Annotated in this window: 13 protein-coding genes; 7 read left to right on the top strand and 6 right to left on the bottom strand. The window is 61.7% G+C overall.

Annotated elements, in window-relative coordinates; translation table 11 throughout:
* Positions 1-53: 53 nt before the first annotated feature.
* The 4 genes from urtD to urtA all read right to left on the bottom strand — a co-directional run bounded on the left by urtD (position 54) and on the right by urtA (position 5,110).
* Positions 54-815, bottom strand: a complete 762-nt coding sequence (gene urtD, locus ACZ9EJ_RS03700) for an urea ABC transporter ATP-binding protein UrtD (protein WP_046640811.1) — start codon at positions 813-815, stop codon at positions 54-56.
* 16 nt (positions 816-831) lie between these two features.
* Positions 832-2,007, bottom strand: coding sequence for an urea ABC transporter permease subunit UrtC (gene urtC, locus ACZ9EJ_RS03695; RefSeq protein WP_046640812.1), 1,176 nt, complete (start codon positions 2,005-2,007; stop codon positions 832-834).
* Complete coding sequence (urtB, locus tag ACZ9EJ_RS03690) at positions 2,004-3,629, bottom strand: urea ABC transporter permease subunit UrtB (RefSeq protein WP_046640813.1); 1,626 nt, start codon at positions 3,627-3,629, stop codon at positions 2,004-2,006. The genes urtC and urtB overlap by 4 nt, the downstream gene beginning before the upstream one ends.
* Positions 3,630-3,820: 191 nt before the next feature.
* A complete protein-coding gene (gene urtA / locus ACZ9EJ_RS03685; protein WP_046603671.1) occupies positions 3,821-5,110 on the bottom strand; it encodes an urea ABC transporter substrate-binding protein in 1,290 nt (429 codons plus the stop codon).
* Positions 5,111-5,394: 284 nt separating this feature from the next.
* On the opposite strand from urtA, the gene ACZ9EJ_RS03680 reads away from it, so the two are divergent.
* Positions 5,395-6,705: a flagellin N-terminal helical domain-containing protein gene (locus ACZ9EJ_RS03680; protein WP_046640814.1), complete on the top strand. Its 1,311-nt coding sequence runs from the start codon at positions 5,395-5,397 to the stop codon at positions 6,703-6,705.
* 121 nt (positions 6,706-6,826) lie between these two features.
* Here the strand turns inward: ACZ9EJ_RS03680 and ACZ9EJ_RS03675 are convergent, their stop codons facing one another.
* Positions 6,827-7,846 (bottom strand): sensor histidine kinase, encoded by a 1,020-nt coding sequence (locus tag ACZ9EJ_RS03675; protein ID WP_046640815.1) that lies wholly within the window; start codon positions 7,844-7,846, stop codon positions 6,827-6,829.
* Positions 7,847-8,153: 307 nt separating this feature from the next.
* Here ACZ9EJ_RS03675 and ACZ9EJ_RS03670 point away from each other — a divergent pair, with 307 nt between their 5' ends.
* The 3 genes from ACZ9EJ_RS03670 to ACZ9EJ_RS03660 all read left to right on the top strand — a co-directional run bounded on the left by ACZ9EJ_RS03670 (position 8,154) and on the right by ACZ9EJ_RS03660 (position 11,043).
* The gene (locus ACZ9EJ_RS03670; protein ID WP_046640816.1) at positions 8,154-8,474 is read left to right on the top strand and encodes a putative quinol monooxygenase; all 321 of its coding nucleotides are present in this window, start codon (positions 8,154-8,156) and stop codon (positions 8,472-8,474) included.
* A gap of 91 nt (positions 8,475-8,565) precedes the next feature.
* The gene (locus ACZ9EJ_RS03665; RefSeq protein ID WP_251090784.1) at positions 8,566-9,222 is read left to right on the top strand and encodes a phytochelatin synthase family protein; all 657 of its coding nucleotides are present in this window, start codon (positions 8,566-8,568) and stop codon (positions 9,220-9,222) included.
* Between the two features lie 159 nt (positions 9,223-9,381).
* On the top strand, positions 9,382-11,043 hold the full coding sequence (locus tag ACZ9EJ_RS03660) for an alpha-amylase family protein (RefSeq protein WP_046640817.1): 1,662 nt from the start codon (positions 9,382-9,384) through the stop codon (positions 11,041-11,043).
* 1 nt (position 11,044) lies between these two features.
* On the opposite strand, the gene ACZ9EJ_RS03655 is transcribed toward ACZ9EJ_RS03660, so the two are convergent.
* Positions 11,045-12,007, bottom strand: a complete 963-nt coding sequence (locus tag ACZ9EJ_RS03655; protein WP_046640818.1) for a GlxA family transcriptional regulator — start codon at positions 12,005-12,007, stop codon at positions 11,045-11,047.
* A 115-nt stretch (positions 12,008-12,122) separates the two neighbouring features.
* Here ACZ9EJ_RS03655 and ACZ9EJ_RS03650 point away from each other — a divergent pair, with 115 nt between their 5' ends.
* The 3 genes from ACZ9EJ_RS03650 to ACZ9EJ_RS03640 all read left to right on the top strand — a co-directional run bounded on the left by ACZ9EJ_RS03650 (position 12,123) and on the right by ACZ9EJ_RS03640 (position 14,309).
* Complete coding sequence (locus ACZ9EJ_RS03650) at positions 12,123-12,566, top strand: DUF488 domain-containing protein (protein WP_441931572.1); 444 nt, start codon at positions 12,123-12,125, stop codon at positions 12,564-12,566.
* Positions 12,567-12,634: 68 nt separating this feature from the next.
* Positions 12,635-13,231, top strand: a complete 597-nt coding sequence (locus ACZ9EJ_RS03645) for a LysE family translocator (RefSeq protein ID WP_046640819.1) — start codon at positions 12,635-12,637, stop codon at positions 13,229-13,231.
* Positions 13,232-13,577: 346 nt separating this feature from the next.
* On the top strand, positions 13,578-14,309 hold the full coding sequence (locus ACZ9EJ_RS03640; protein WP_046640820.1) for an SDR family oxidoreductase: 732 nt from the start codon (positions 13,578-13,580) through the stop codon (positions 14,307-14,309).
* Positions 14,310-14,321 lie beyond the last annotated feature (12 nt).

The raw sequence follows: 14,321 nt of genomic DNA, 5'->3' as shown, positions 1-14,321 counted from the left end.
TGCCCGGCAGGGCAGAGGGGGGTAACATTGGCGCAACGTTCATCATCGTCCCCTCACCGCCCCAGATAGTTCTCGATCACCTTCGGATCGTTCGAGACGAAATCGATCGAGCCTTCGGCGAGCACCGACCCTTCCGCCAGACACGTCACCTTGACGCCGAGCTCGCGGATGAAGCCCATGTCGTGTTCGACGACCACGACCGAGCGTGTCTTGGCGATTTCCTTCAAGAGCACTGCCGTCTCCGCCGTTTCCGCATCGGTCATGCCGGCGACGGGTTCGTCGACCAGAAGGAGCTTCGGCTCCTGGGCGAGCAGCATGCCGATCTCCAGCCACTGTTTCTGGCCATGGCTGAGATTGGCGGCGTATTCGTCCTTGCGGTGGGTCATGCGGATCGTCTCGAGGATCTCCTCGATGCGCGCCTTGTCTTCCGGCGACAGCGTGTAGAACAGCGTCGCGAACACGCCGCGCGACCGGTTGAGCGCCAGTTCCAGGTTGTCCCAGACGGTATGGCTTTCGAACACGGTCGGCTTCTGGAATTTGCGGCCGATGCCGAGCTGGGCGATATCGGCCTCGTCCTTCTTGGTCAGATCTATGGTGTCCTCGAACAGGACCGTGCCGGTATCGGGCCGCGTCTTGCCGGTGATGATGTCCATCATCGTCGTCTTGCCGGCGCCGTTCGGGCCGATGATCGCCCTCAGTTCCCCGGGTTCGACGACGAAGGACAGCGAGTTCAGCGCCTTGAAGCCGTCGAAGGAGACCGAGACGTTTTCGAGATAGAGCAGGCTTTTCTGCCGGGTTTCGGAAATCGTGTTCATGGTGTCGTCTCCCCGCCTATTCCGCCGCCTGGGCCTGGGTCTGAGCCGCCGCTACAGCGTCGCCCCTGCCCTTTTCCGCATCCGCTGCAGCCTTCATCGCTTGCCGAGCCTTGAAGCCGTGCTGGATGGTTCCGACGATGCCCTTCGGCAGGAAGAGCGTGACCGCGATGAACAGGCCGCCGAGCGCAAACAGCCAGATTTCCGGGAAGGCGCCGGTAAAGAAGCTCTTGCCGCCATTGACGAGGATCGCGCCGATGATCGGGCCGATCAGCGTGCCGCGGCCGCCGACGGCCGTCCAGACGACCACTTCGATCGAGTTGGCCGGCGCGAATTCGCCCGGATTGATAATGCCCACCTGCGGCACGAACAGCGCGCCGGCAATCCCCGCCATCATGGCGGAGACGACGAAGGTGAAGAGCTTGATGTTCTCGACCCGGAAGCCGAGGAAACGTACCCGGCTTTCCGCATCACGGACGCCAACCAGCACCTTGCCGAATTTCGAACGGACAATGGCAGAGGCGAGGATCAGGCAGAGCGACAACATCAGCGCCGACATGAAGAACAGCACCGCACGCGTGCCGTCCGCCTGGACGGAGAAGCCGAGGATGTCCTTGAAGTCGGTCAGGCCGTTATTGCCGCCGAAACCCATGTCGTTGCGGAAGAAGGCGAGCAGCAATGCGTAGGTCATCGCCTGGGTGATGATCGACAGATAGACGCCGTTGACGCGGGAGCGGAAGGCGAACCAGCCGAACACGAAGGCGAGCAGGCCAGGCACCACGAGCACCATGACCATGGCGAAGACGAACCAGTCGAAACCGTGCCAGAACCAGGGTAGTTCCTTCCAGTTGAGGAAGACCATGAAGTCCGGCAGGATCGGGTTGCCGTAGACGCCGCGGCTGCCGATCTGGCGCATCAGGTACATGCCCATCGCATAACCGCCGAGCGCGAAGAAGGCGCCGTGGCCGAGCGAGAGGATGCCGCAATAGCCCCAGACGAGATCGAGCGCCAGCGCCAGCAGCGCGTAGCAGAGATACTTGCCGAACAGCGACATAGCATAGGTCGGGATGTGCAGGGCGCTGTCGGGCGGCGTCAGCAGGTTGAGCGCCGGCACCAGGATGCCGATGCCGAGAAGGATGCCGACGGCGACGACGATACGGCCTTCGAGGGCGCGGAAAACAAAGCCGGAAATCATGCTTCCACCGCCCTTCCCTTGAGCGCGAAGAGACCGCGCGGACGTTTCTGGATGAAGAGGATGATCAGCACCAGGACCAGGATCTTGCCGAGCACGGCGCCGACCGAAGGCTCGAGGAACTTGTTGAGCACCCCGAGCGACAGCGCGCCGACCAGCGTGCCCCAGAGATTGCCGACGCCGCCGAACACCACGACCATGAAACTGTCGATGATGTAGCTCTGGCCGAGGTTCGGCGAGACGTTGTCGATCTGGGAAAGCGCCACACCCGCGATGCCGGCAATGCCGGAGCCGAGCGCGAACGTGAAGGCGTCCACCCAGGGCGTCTTGATGCCCATCGAGGACGCCATGCGGCGGTTCTGGGTGACGGCGCGCATGTTGAGGCCGAAGGAGGACTTCTTCATCACCACCAAGAGCGCCACGAAGATCGACAGCGAGAAGGCGATGATCCACATGCGGTTCCAGGTGATCGTCATGCCGCCGACCGGGAACGAGCCGGACATCCAGGACGGGTTGCCGACTTCCTGGTTGGTGGGGCCGAAGATCGAGCGGATGGTCTGCTGCAGGATGAGAGAGACGCCCCAGGTGGCGAGCAGCGTTTCGAGCGGCCGGCCGTAGAGGAAGCGGATGACACCGCGTTCGATGACGAAGCCAACCGCGCCGGTGACGAGGAAGGCGACCGGAAGCGCAATTGCCAGCGACCAGTCGAACAGGCCGGGCGCATTGTCGCGGATGAGCTGCTGCACCACGAAGGTGGAATAGGCGCCGAGCATGACCATTTCGCCATGCGCCATGTTGATGATGCCCATGACGCCGAAGGTGATCGCAAGCCCGATCGCCGCCAAAAGCAGGACCGAACCGAGCGAGACGCCGTACCAGACGTTCTGGCCGATATCCCAGAGCCGCTGGCCGCTTTCGATGCTGGCGATCGCCGCATCGACATCCGCCTTGAGGCTCGGGTCGAGCGCGGCGGACGCGCCCATCAGGATGCCGATCGCGTTGCGGCCACCATAATTCTTGATCGTCTGGATCGCGGCCCGCTTTTCGTCGATGGAGCGATCGGAGGAGAGCAGCGACACGGCGCGCGCCTCTTCCATGCGGGCTTTGACCTCGCCGTCCGTCTCCTTGGAGATTGCGGTTTCGAGGAGTTCGAGGTTTTCGGCGCTCGGCGAGCGGAGCACCGCATCGGCCGCCTGCAGCCGCACGCCGCGATCCGGGCTCAATAGCGTCAGGCCGCCCATGGCCGAGCGGATGACGCGGCGCAGGCTGTTGTTGATCTTGATCTTGGTGACCGCGTTCTTCGCGGCCTGTCCGGCGGAGGCGCCGGTGACCGGATCGATCAGCTCGTAATTCGAGCCGGCCGCCTTGCCGATGAACACCAGGTTGTCGGACTTGCGGAAATAGAGGTCGCCCTCGGAAAAGGCATTCAGCGCCGGCACGAGCCGGGCATCGCCGGTGGCGGCAAGCTGGCCGATCAGCTTTTCAGCTTCGCCGAAATCGGCTTTGGAAAGCGCGTCGATCAGCGGCCTGGGATCGGCGCCTGCACTCGACTGTGCATAAGACGGCGAAGCCAGCGCGGACACCACGCAAAGAAAAAATACGCGAAGAAAAAATCTTATCATCATAACATCGCCCCTCATCCGCCTGCCGGCACCGTCTCCCCGCAAGCGGGGCGAAGGAGATCCGTGGCGACCTCCTGCCCGTCAGTGGACGTTCAGGAAATGTTGTGCCGAAAGGCACTCCCCTCTCCCCGCGAGCGGGGAGAGGGTTAGGGTGAGGGGCAATGACTGCCCCATCAAATCAGCAGAGACTGGGATCAGCTGCCCTTGCCGCCGCACTTGCCGGAAGCAACGTTGAAGTTGCCGCAGGACATCGGCTTGCGCCAATCGGAGATCAGGTTCTTGCTGTCCGGCAGGTAATCGGACCACTCGTCGCCGACCACAGGTGCGGTTTCCTGAACGATGTCGAACTGGCCGTCAGCCTGGATTTCACCGATCAGCACCGGCTTGGTGATGTGGTGGTTCGGCATGACGGTGGACGTGCCACCCGACAGGTTCGGAACGGAGACGCCGATGATGCTGTCCAGCACGGCGTCGGTGTTGGTGGTGCCGGCGGCTTCGACGGCCTTTACCCAGGCGTTGAAGCCGATATAGGCGGCTTCCATCGGATCGTTGGTGACGCGCTTGTCGTTCTTGGTGAATGCCTTCCATTCCTTGATGAATTCGGCATTCACATCGGCATCGACGGACTGGAAGTAGTTCCAGGCAGCCAGATGGCCGACGAGCGGCTTGGTGTCGAGACCGGCGAGCTCTTCTTCGCCGACCGAGAAGGCGACGACCGGGATGTCTTCAGCCTTGATGCCCTGGTTGCCGAGTTCCTTGTAGAAAGGAACGTTGGCATCGCCGTTGATGGTCGAGACGACGGCGGTCTTCTTGCCGGCCGAGCCGAACTTCTTGATGTCGGAGACGATCGTCTGCCAGTCGGAATGACCGAACGGCGTGTAGTTGATCATGATGTCGGATTCGGCAACGCCCTTCGACATCAGATAGGCTTTGAGGATCTTGTTGGTCGTCTGCGGATAGACGTAGTCGGTACCGGCCAGAACCCAGCGCTTGACGCCTTCTTCCTTGGCCAGGTAGTCGACGGCCGGGATGGCCTGCTGGTTCGGGGCGGCGCCCGTGTAGAAGATGTTGCGCGAGGATTCTTCACCCTCGTACTGGACCGGGTAGAACAGGATCGAGTTCAGCTCTTCGAAGACCGGCAGGACCGACTTGCGCGAAGACGAGGTCCAGCAACCGAAAACGGCGGCAACCTTGTCCTTGGAAATCAGCTGGCGGGCCTTTTCGGCGAACAGCGGCCAGTCGGAAGCCGGATCGACGACGACGGCTTCGAGCTTCTTGCCGAGCACGCCGCCCTTCTTGTTCTGCTCGGCGATGAGCATCAGCATGACATCCTTGAGGGTGGTCTCAGAGATGGCCATGGTGCCCGAAAGCGAGTGGAGAACACCGATCTTGATGGTGTCGTCAGCGGCGAAAGCACCCTGCAGCGCCGTCGTCGACATTACGGCGGCGAGCAGCGCGCCACCCAGTTTGGATTTGAATGTCATTGGTTCGAACCCCTCTTCTCGTTCGTCCGCAACGAAGAACTTAACCGTTGCTTAAGCGACTATCGGTTGCTGCATCGCAAAACCGTATACGTCGAATGACGTACCGGAGGGGGAGAAGGGGGAAGACCGCGCTCTTGGCGGGATCTTCGGGGTGAAACAGCATCGGCACGGCCAGTGTCGCGTGCTCATTATATATTAACTATATATGATATATTAACCATATTTCGATTGTATAGTCCGACGCTTAAATAGGGCGTGAGGAGTTGTTTCCGGTGTAGAGTACGATGAGTAGCATCCTCACAAATACTGGAGCTACTTCTGCGCTCCAAATGCTTCGCTCCCTCGACAGCCAGATGTTCGGGGTGGAGCGGCAGGCCGCGACCGGCTTGCGTATCGAACAGGCCTCCGACAACGCCGCCTACTGGTCGATCGCCACCACGATGCGATCGGACAGTGGTGCGCTCTCGGCCGTGCAGGACGCCCTTGGCCTCGGTGCCGCAAAGGTCGACACGGCCTATGAAGGCATCGCCGCGACCACCGATATCCTGGCTGCGTTCATGGCCAGGCTCGTTTCCGCCCAGCAGGACGGAATAGACAAGAACAAGATCCAGGAAGAACTGGAGCAGTTGAAGCAGCAGATCGTCTCGATATCCAACTCCGCGACCTTCGCAGGTCAGAACTGGTTGCAGTCGGACATGCGGGGCCAGGCCGGCGAAACAGGCGCGAAGACGTCTGTCCTATCATCGTTCAATCGCAGCGAGGATGGAACCGTCTCCCTCGAGACCATCGACGTCGATCTGTCGAAAATCGCGCTGTTCAAGGATAGCGGCGGCGGAATTCTGCAGAAGGAACCTGATCCGGATCTCGGTTATGGCCTCGGCACGCTCGGTGGATTGCTCGGATTTTCGACATCGGGGTATGGCGACGTGCCGGGCCCGGCATTCGACCAACCCTTTACGATCACGAAATTCGACGTCATCACGGTCGACTTTTCGGTCGGTACGTCCAACGATACGTTCGTCATCACCAAGAATGTCGTCGACCAGGCGCTCGGAGGCCAGTTAGGATACGGCTTCGACGGAGATATCGAAAGCGCGGCCGATTGGACGAAAGTCCTCCTTCAGGCAACGTTTCTCAACAAGGCGCCCTCCGACGCCTTGTTGACGGCTGAGGGCGGGACGCCGAATATCTTCTTTCGGGCCATCATTCCTCTCGCCGCGGAACTGATCACCATTCAGCCGCCTGTCCACACCCGGACGCTGCCGCCGGAGGGTATCGATATTCTCGATATCGACGTCACCGATCCCGACATCGATTTCCCGACCATTACCCTCGTTCTCGACGAGATGCAGCAGAAGGTCATATCGGCCGGCGCCTACCTTGGCTCGCTCAGGTCGAGGATCGCGATGCAGGACGCCTTTGCAAACAGGCTCACGGACAGTCTCGACAGAGGCATCGGACGCCTCGTCGACGCGAATATGACCGAGGCATCGAGCAGGCTGAAAGCACTACAAGTCCAGCAGCAACTGGCGATCCAGTCGCTTTCCATCGCCAATTCGGACTCGCGGAACATCCTGTCTCTCTTCCAGCCGTGACACCGTCAACGGCAGGACAGAAACGGCGGGTCGATTACCCCGGAGGTGATTGAACGCAGCGATGATCGGTTCAGCCGTTACCTAGCGGACTTCGTATCCAGTAGCTTGATGGCGGGAAAACTCAGGCGTGCATGATTTCGGCCTTCGTGCCGGGGTTAAGGCTTTGAAGAATGAATCTCGCATCGAGCTGCTTTGCCATGGCTTCGACAATCCCCGTACCAAGTCCGGGCTGCGAATGCGCCGGATCATCTGGAATGCCGACGCCGTCGTCGCCCACCGAAAGCGACCAAGCCCCGTTGTCGGAATGGTAATCGACCACGATCTTGCCATTTCGCTGGTCGGGAAATGCGTGCTTCAGCGCGTTGATGACAAGTTCCGTGACGATAAGGCCGAGACTGGCCGACACATTCGCCGACGCAACGCTGTCGTCCACATTCACTTTGATGGATATTTCCTCCGGATCAAAAATCATCGATGCGGCGAGGCTTTTGCAAAGTTGCGTGAAGTAGGTCCGCAGTTCAACATCGCCGGCATTTGCTGCCGCGAGCTGTCGCTGAACGGCAGCAATCGACATGACGCGTCCATGCGCGAGCGTTAAGTGCGAACGGGTTTCTTCCGACTGAACCCTGCGGGCGCTTTGCAACAGGATGCTCGCGATGATCTGGAGACTGTTGGCGACCCGATGCTGGACCTCCCGCAGCAGGATTTCCTTTTCCCGGAGAAGGTCGTCCCTGAGCTTCTCGGCGAGGCGCACGTCGGTCACATCGGCGATGGAAAGGAGCACGCGGACCCCTTCAACGTCGCCGTAATCGAGTTTCTGGGCACTCAATACCAATTGTCGGGAGGGGCGGTCTTTTCGTTTCAGGTCCATTTCATAAGCGTGGACATCTGCACTCCCCGACGCCGTGGCCTCCAGCAGCGACAAAAGGCTTCGTACATTCCACTCACCATCACCAAGATCGGAAAACGGTCGGTTGGAAACTGTTGCAGGATCGATCTCAAATTCGCGGCAGAACGAAGAACTACCGGCAAGCACCATCAACGCCCCGTCCAGCAGCAAAAGCGGCGCGGCGGAGGTGGAAACGATTGCGATGCCAAGGCTCATCGCACCTGTTGGCGGAAGAGGAGCGGCGATACTCATGGATAGTGTCCCTTTGGGGGACCGGAGGCTCGCGCAGCGAAAGCCTTCCCCGGCATGGAATTCGCTCAAGCGAGCGTCTGCCTTTTTATAGTTCTACCGACATTACCACAGATGGGTGAAATGCGTAGAGAAATCGACCTATGGGAGCAATCCTAAGGTGTCAGGCATTCGCCAGTGCGAATTGGCGTATTGCGACCACGCTCCCGAGGAGCATCCAGCGCGCGATATATGACCTCCAACGTAATCGACCGGACGACCGATGGGATCTATCAGGAGATCCAGCTTTGCAGCGCGAAAGGATCAGCCCATGCCCGTCACCTATGTCATTCGGTTCGATATCCTCCCAGCCCAGCGCGAGCGCTTCATGACCCTGCTCAACGGCGTGCTCGATGCGATGCGGCACGAGCCGATGTTCCACAATGCCGTGCTTCACGCCGATCCCGAGAACGAGAACCACATGATGCTCTACGAGACATGGGAGGATCATCAGGACGTCCTGGAGGTGCAGTTGCAGCGCCCCTATCGCCAGGCATGGCACGCGGCCCTTGCCGATCTCCTCGCCGGGCCTCGCGACATTTCGGTCTGGCATCCGATCCGCGGCGACCGCTCGGCATCACCTCGCTCCTGACGGGGAGCTGTCGCAGGCCTGTCTGGCAGATTGATGTCCCTGCCCCTTTGGTTCATTGTTCGGGATCATCCTTGGCTTCGAGGACTTCACAATGAAGCGCGGTCTATTTTTCGGCATGATCGCCGCCGCCGGCCTCTTCGCCGGAGCGGCATTCGTCTTGGTCGGCCAGACAAAGGTCCCGCCGGAAGCGATCCAGTCGTCCGTCATCCGTTCTCCCCAATTGATGGACCGGGCCTGGACACTGCCCGTGGCGGCAACATTTGGCCGGAACGTGACCTTTCAATCGAATGGCTCGCGATGCGGTCCCGCAAGCATTGCCAATGCGCTTCGCTCCGTCGGCGAGGAGGAAACGACCGAGGCCGAGGTTCTGGACGGAACCGGCATGTGCTGGACCGGGTTCTGCATCATCGGCCTGACGCTGGATGAACTTGCCGACCTCGCCCGCATGAAAACCGAGCGAAAAATTTCGGTTCTGCGCGACCTGACCGCCGATGAGTTCCGCGAGCATATGAAGCACGCCAACGACCCGGGTCGCCGCTACATCGTCAACTTCACGCGCGAAAAGATCTTTGGAGCAGGCGCCGGTCACCATTCTCCGATCGGGGGATATCTGGAAGCCGAGGATCTGGTGCTCGTCCTCGATGTCAACGAGGACTACAAGCCCTGGCTTGTCGAGCGGCAACGGTTGTTCTCGGCGATGGACACGCTCGATGGAGACAGGAAGCGCGGCCTGCTGCTGATCGAATGACCGCGTCAACCTCGGCGCCTTGCGACGAGGTGACGGTCGCGCCTGTCCGCTTTGGGTCGTGACCGTTCCCGTGTCCTGAATTCGTTCCTTGCAGGGAACATTTCCCCGCCTCACGCAATTGCCTCCCCGGACCGCCAACCACCCGAGGAGCTCAAACCCGTGATCAACGACCTCTGGTACAAGAACGCCGTCGTCTATTGCCTCTCCGTCGAGACCTTCATGGATGCCAATGGCGACGGGATCGGGGATTTCCAGGGGCTGCAGCGGCGGCTGGATTATCTCTCCGGCCTCGGCGTCAGCGCCATCTGGCTGATGCCGTTCCAAACCTCGCCCGGCCGCGACGATGGTTACGACGTCTCGGATTATTACAATGTCGATCCCCGCTACGGCACGCTCGGCGATTTCGTAGAATTCACCCATGGCGCCAAGCAGCGCGGTATCCGGGTGCTGATCGACCTTGTGGTCAACCACACGTCCAACGAACATCCCTGGTTCCAGGACGCCCGCAGCGATCCGAAATCCCCCTATCGCGACTGGTATGTCTGGTCCGACAAGAAGCCGGCCAATGCGAATGAGGGCATGGTGTTTCCGGGCGTCCAGAAGACCACCTGGACCCATGACGAGAAGGCCAAGCAGTATTATTTCCACCGCTTCTACGAGTTCCAGCCGGACCTCAACACCTCCAACCCGCATGTCCAGGCGGAGATCCTGAAGATCATGGGGTTCTGGATCCAGCTCGGCGTGTCCGGTTTCCGCATGGATGCGGTGCCCTTCGTGATCGCCGAAAAGGGCGCCGAGGTGAAAAAGCCGAAGGAGCAGTTCGAGATGCTCCGGACGTTTCGCGAATTCCTGCAATGGCGGCTCGGCGAAAGCATCATCCTTGCCGAGGCCAATGTCGTGCCCAAGGAAAACCTCGCCTATTTCGGCGAGGACGGCGACCGCATGCAGATGATGTTCAACTTCCACGTCAACCAGGCGCTCTTCTATGCGCTGGCCTCGGCCGACAGCCGGCCGCTCGTCAAAGCGATCCACGACACCTACGAGCGTCCCGCCACCGCCCAATGGGGCCTGTTCCTGCGCAATCACGACGAACTCGATCTCGGCCGGCTGACCGAAAAGCAGCGCCAGAAAGTGTTTTCGGAATTCGGCCCGGACAAGCACATGCAGCTTTACGACCGCGGCATCCGCAGGCGGCTGGCGCCGATGCTGCAGGGCGACCGCCGCCGGCTGGAGCTTGCCTACAGCCTGATGTTCTCGCTGCCCGGCACGCCGGTCATCCGCTATGGCGACGAGATCGGCATGGGCGACGACCTGTCGCTGCCGGAGCGCAATTGCGCCCGCACGCCGATGCAATGGTCGACCGAGCCGCATGGCGGCTTCACCAAGAACGACAAGCCGGTACTGCCGGTCATCAGTGGCGGCCCGTTCGGTTTCGAGCACCTGAACGTCGCCCACCAGCGGCGCGATCCCAACTCGATGCTGAACTGGATGGAACGGCTGATCCGCATGCGCAAGGAAGCGCCGGAGATCGGCTGGGGCGAATGCGTGCCGCTGCAGACCAGCGACCCAGGCGTGCTGGCGCTGCGCTACGACTGGCGCAACAATTCCGTGCTGGTCGTCCATAACCTGCATTCGACGCCGGTGGAGGTGGAGTTCTCCGTGGGTCTCGGCGACCATGGCGAGCGGCTGATCGACATCGCCGACAGCGGCAACAGCAAGGCCGAGAAAAACGGCAAGCACACGCTCCTGCTCGATGCCTATGCCTATCGCTGGTATCGCGTCGGTGGCCTGGATTATCTGCTGAAGCGCAAGGAGGTCTGACCTATCCCCCCGCCCTCACCTCGCGCACGCCCCGCCCGGTCTTCTGCCGCAGCAAGGCCCGCAGCGTGACGCCGTCGGCATAACCGACGAGGGCGGCGATCTCGTCCGGGCTCTTGTCGCTGGTCTTCAGGAGATGCACGGCGCGTTCGACCCTCAGATCCTGGAAATAGGAGAGCGGCGTCTTGCCGAGCACCTGCTGCATGCGCCGCGCCAGCGTCCGCTTGCTGGCGCCCACCGTACCGGCAGCATCGTCGAGCGAGAACCCTTCCGAAAGCCTGCCGCGTGCCCAGCGCTCGAAACGCTGCACCAGCGGATCGGCATGCGAAAGATGGTCGGTGATCACGTAAGCGGACTGGGACGGCCGGTTGTCGACGATGAGGTAGCGCGCCACGAGGCCAGCCAGCTCCGGGCTCACCTGCCGTACCAGCCAGAGCGCCATGTCCATGTGGCCGAGCGCGGCACCCGCCGTCACCAGCGCGCCGGATTTCACCAGCATGCGGCCTTCTTCCAGCTGCACGGACGGATATCGCTGGCGGAAGAGCGGTGCGAGCCACCAGCTCGTTGTCGATTTCTCCCCGTCGAGAAGACCGGATTCGGCGAGAACGAACGTGCCGACGCAGGCAGCCGCGATGTTCATTCCGGCCGCCTTCGCCTCGCGCAGCAGCGCCCCGGCGTCCCGGATTTCGGGACGGTCAAGCGCCGGCACCAGCACGTCCGGCATCTGGCAGGCGATCGCCGGCACGACCAGCCAGCCGCCGGCCTTCGGATCGAAGCTTCCCGAGATCGGCACGGCAAGTCCGTGCGCCGTCCTGACCCGCTTGCGCACGCCGACGACGGACACGTCAAAGGCCGGCACCCCGAGCGACAGCATAGCCGACAGCGCGTTCGCCATCGAGAACACGTCGAGCATCGTGGAGAGGCCGGTATCGAAGACGGGGTCGAGGGCGAGGACTTGCAGCTTCATGGCAAGAACACTATCAACAATGTCAATATTGACAATAGGCAAGCGGGCCTGCGTGGGGGAATATCGGGCCCTGAAAACGTCGCCCGAGCGACACCGCTGCGGTAAGAAGAGACACATGAACATGGATGTCACCACGATCGGCTTCACCAAGACGACCGCCGAGGATTTCTTCGGCCGCATCAAGGCGGCCGGCGTCAAACGGGTCCTGGACGTGCGCCTCCACAACACCTCGCAGCTTGCCGGTTTTGCAAAGTCCGACGACCTCGCCTTCTTCCTGAAGACGATCTGCGGCGCCGGTTATGTGCACGAACCGCTGCTGGCGCCGACCGAGGAGATCATGACCGCCTTCAAGAAGCAGAAGGGCGACTGGACGATTTTCCAGAACGATTTCATGGGCCTGATGGCGGAACGTCAGGTGGAAAGTCACCTGAAGCCGGAAGCCTTCCACGGGTCCTGCCTGCTCTGTTCCGAAGACACGCCGCATCATTGCCACCGCCGGCTCGTCTGCGACTACCTGAACGGCAAATGGGGCGGCAAGCTCAGCGTCCGCCATCTCTGAACCAGTCCGATCAACCTGATCCTATGCAACGCCGGGTGACAGCCTCCCCGCGCGGGGAGCGCCTTGCCATGACCTACGACACCATCCTTGCCATCGTCCTCTTCTCGCTTGTCGGTTCCGTATCGCCGGGGCCGAGCAATTTCATGCTGCTCGCCTCGGGCACCAATTTCGGCTTCCGGCGCACCGTGCCGCAGATCCTCGGCATCACCATCGGCTTTTCATCGGTGCTGCTGGCGGTCGGCTTCGGTCTCGGCGCGCTTCTGACGGCCTATCCGCCGCTTGGATTGGCGCTGAAGATCGCCGGCGGCGCCTACCTGCTCTACCTCGCCTGGCGGATTTCCATGTCCCGCTCCGTCTCCCACGATAGCGCGAGCGCCGGCCGCCCCCTCACTTTCCTCGAATCCGCCGCTTTCCAATGGGTGAACCCGAAGGCCTGGGTCGGCGCGCTGACCGCCATGGCAGCCTATGCCAGCGCCGAGAACCCGTTCGTCTCGGTGGTGCTGATCACGCTCATCGTCGCCGTCGTCAACCTGCCGACCGTCGCCGTCTGGGCCGGCTTCGGCGTGGCACTGCGGCAGTTCCTGTCCGATCCGGTGCGGCTCAAATGGTTCAACATCGTCATGGCGCTGCTGCTGGTCGCAACGCTCTGGCCGCTTTTGAAATAGCGGCGGTTGGAAAAGTCTCCCCATTTAGGCAGCGCTATCGCCTATGGGGCGCGAAACGGTGCGGCATCCCTAACCCTCCCCCCTGTGGGGAGGGTGGCCGGCAGGCGGGAGGGGTTTTGATGCGGAGTGAAGACCCCTCCCCAACCCCTCCCCACAATGGGGAGGGGCTCCCCGCACCGCTACACACTCTCATATGCGATTACCCTTTCCGCTGCCTTGAAAAGCAGGCTCGGACGATCGTGCAAGAACTGCGGAGGACCTTGATACCGGTCGGCCGGGCATCCGTTGCATAGATCCCGTGCCTGCAGCGGCATGCCGCCGCTGCCTCGTACAGAGGATCAGCAATATGACTCAAATCACTGAAAAAGTGGTTCTTATCACCGGCGCCAGCAGCGGCATCGGCGAAGGTACGGCGCGTACCCTCGCTGCCGCCGGCGCCAAACTCGTGCTCGGCGCCCGCCGCACCGACCGGCTGGAAGCGCTGGCCGAAGAGATCGCCGCCCAGGGCGGCACCGTCCGCATCCGCGGCCTCGACGTCACCGACCGCAAGGACTTTCAGGCCTTCGCCGATTTTGCGCTGGCCGAATTCGGCCGCATCGACGTCATCATCAACAATGCCGGCCTGATGCCGCTGTCGCTGATGTCGTCGCTGAAGGTCGAGGAATGGGACCGGATGATCGACGTGAACATCCGCGGCGTGCTTTACGGCATCGCTGCCGTCCTGCCGGTCATGAACGGCCAGGGTTTTGGCCAGATCATCAACATCTCGTCCGTCGGCGGCCTCGGCGTGGTGCCGACCGCGGCGGTCTATTGCGCCACCAAATACGCGGTGCGGGCGATCTCCGACGGGCTGCGCCAGGAGAACGACAAGATCCGCGTCACCTGCGTCTATCCGGGCGTGGTGGAATCGGAACTCGCCGGCACGATCACCGATCCGGTAGCAGCGGACGCGATGAAGACCTATCGCAGCATCGCGATCACCCCCGATGCGATCGGCCGCGCCATCCTGCATGTCATCGACCAGCCGGAAGACGTGGATACAAACGAGATCGTCATCCGCCCGACCCGCACGGTGTAAGCAGGCGCATAG

The organism is Neorhizobium sp. USDA 3394 (assembly GCF_056280385.1).
This window is presented reverse-complemented; position numbering and strand designations above follow the sequence as displayed.

Excerpts from the sequence above, each read along its gene's own strand:
- ACZ9EJ_RS03665 (WP_251090784.1), top strand. The coding sequence starts at position 8,566 with ATGAAGCGCGGTCTATTTTTCGGCATGATCGCCGCCGCCGGCCTCTTC.
- urtC (WP_046640812.1), bottom strand. The coding sequence starts at position 2,007 with ATGATTTCCGGCTTTGTTTTCCGCGCCCTCGAAGGCCGTATCGTCGTC.
- ACZ9EJ_RS03670 (WP_046640816.1), top strand. The coding sequence starts at position 8,154 with ATGCCCGTCACCTATGTCATTCGGTTCGATATCCTCCCAGCCCAGCGC.
- urtD (WP_046640811.1), bottom strand. The coding sequence starts at position 815 with ATGAACACGATTTCCGAAACCCGGCAGAAAAGCCTGCTCTATCTCGAA.
- ACZ9EJ_RS03640 (WP_046640820.1), top strand. The coding sequence starts at position 13,578 with ATGACTCAAATCACTGAAAAAGTGGTTCTTATCACCGGCGCCAGCAGC.
- ACZ9EJ_RS03680 (WP_046640814.1), top strand. The coding sequence starts at position 5,395 with ATGAGTAGCATCCTCACAAATACTGGAGCTACTTCTGCGCTCCAAATG.
- ACZ9EJ_RS03645 (WP_046640819.1), top strand. The coding sequence starts at position 12,635 with ATGACCTACGACACCATCCTTGCCATCGTCCTCTTCTCGCTTGTCGGT.
- ACZ9EJ_RS03675 (WP_046640815.1), bottom strand. The coding sequence starts at position 7,846 with ATGAGTATCGCCGCTCCTCTTCCGCCAACAGGTGCGATGAGCCTTGGC.
- ACZ9EJ_RS03650 (WP_441931572.1), top strand. The coding sequence starts at position 12,123 with ATGAACATGGATGTCACCACGATCGGCTTCACCAAGACGACCGCCGAG.
- urtA (WP_046603671.1), bottom strand. The coding sequence starts at position 5,110 with ATGACATTCAAATCCAAACTGGGTGGCGCGCTGCTCGCCGCCGTAATG.
- urtB (WP_046640813.1), bottom strand. The coding sequence starts at position 3,629 with ATGATGATAAGATTTTTTCTTCGCGTATTTTTTCTTTGCGTGGTGTCC.
- ACZ9EJ_RS03655 (WP_046640818.1), bottom strand. The coding sequence starts at position 12,007 with ATGAAGCTGCAAGTCCTCGCCCTCGACCCCGTCTTCGATACCGGCCTC.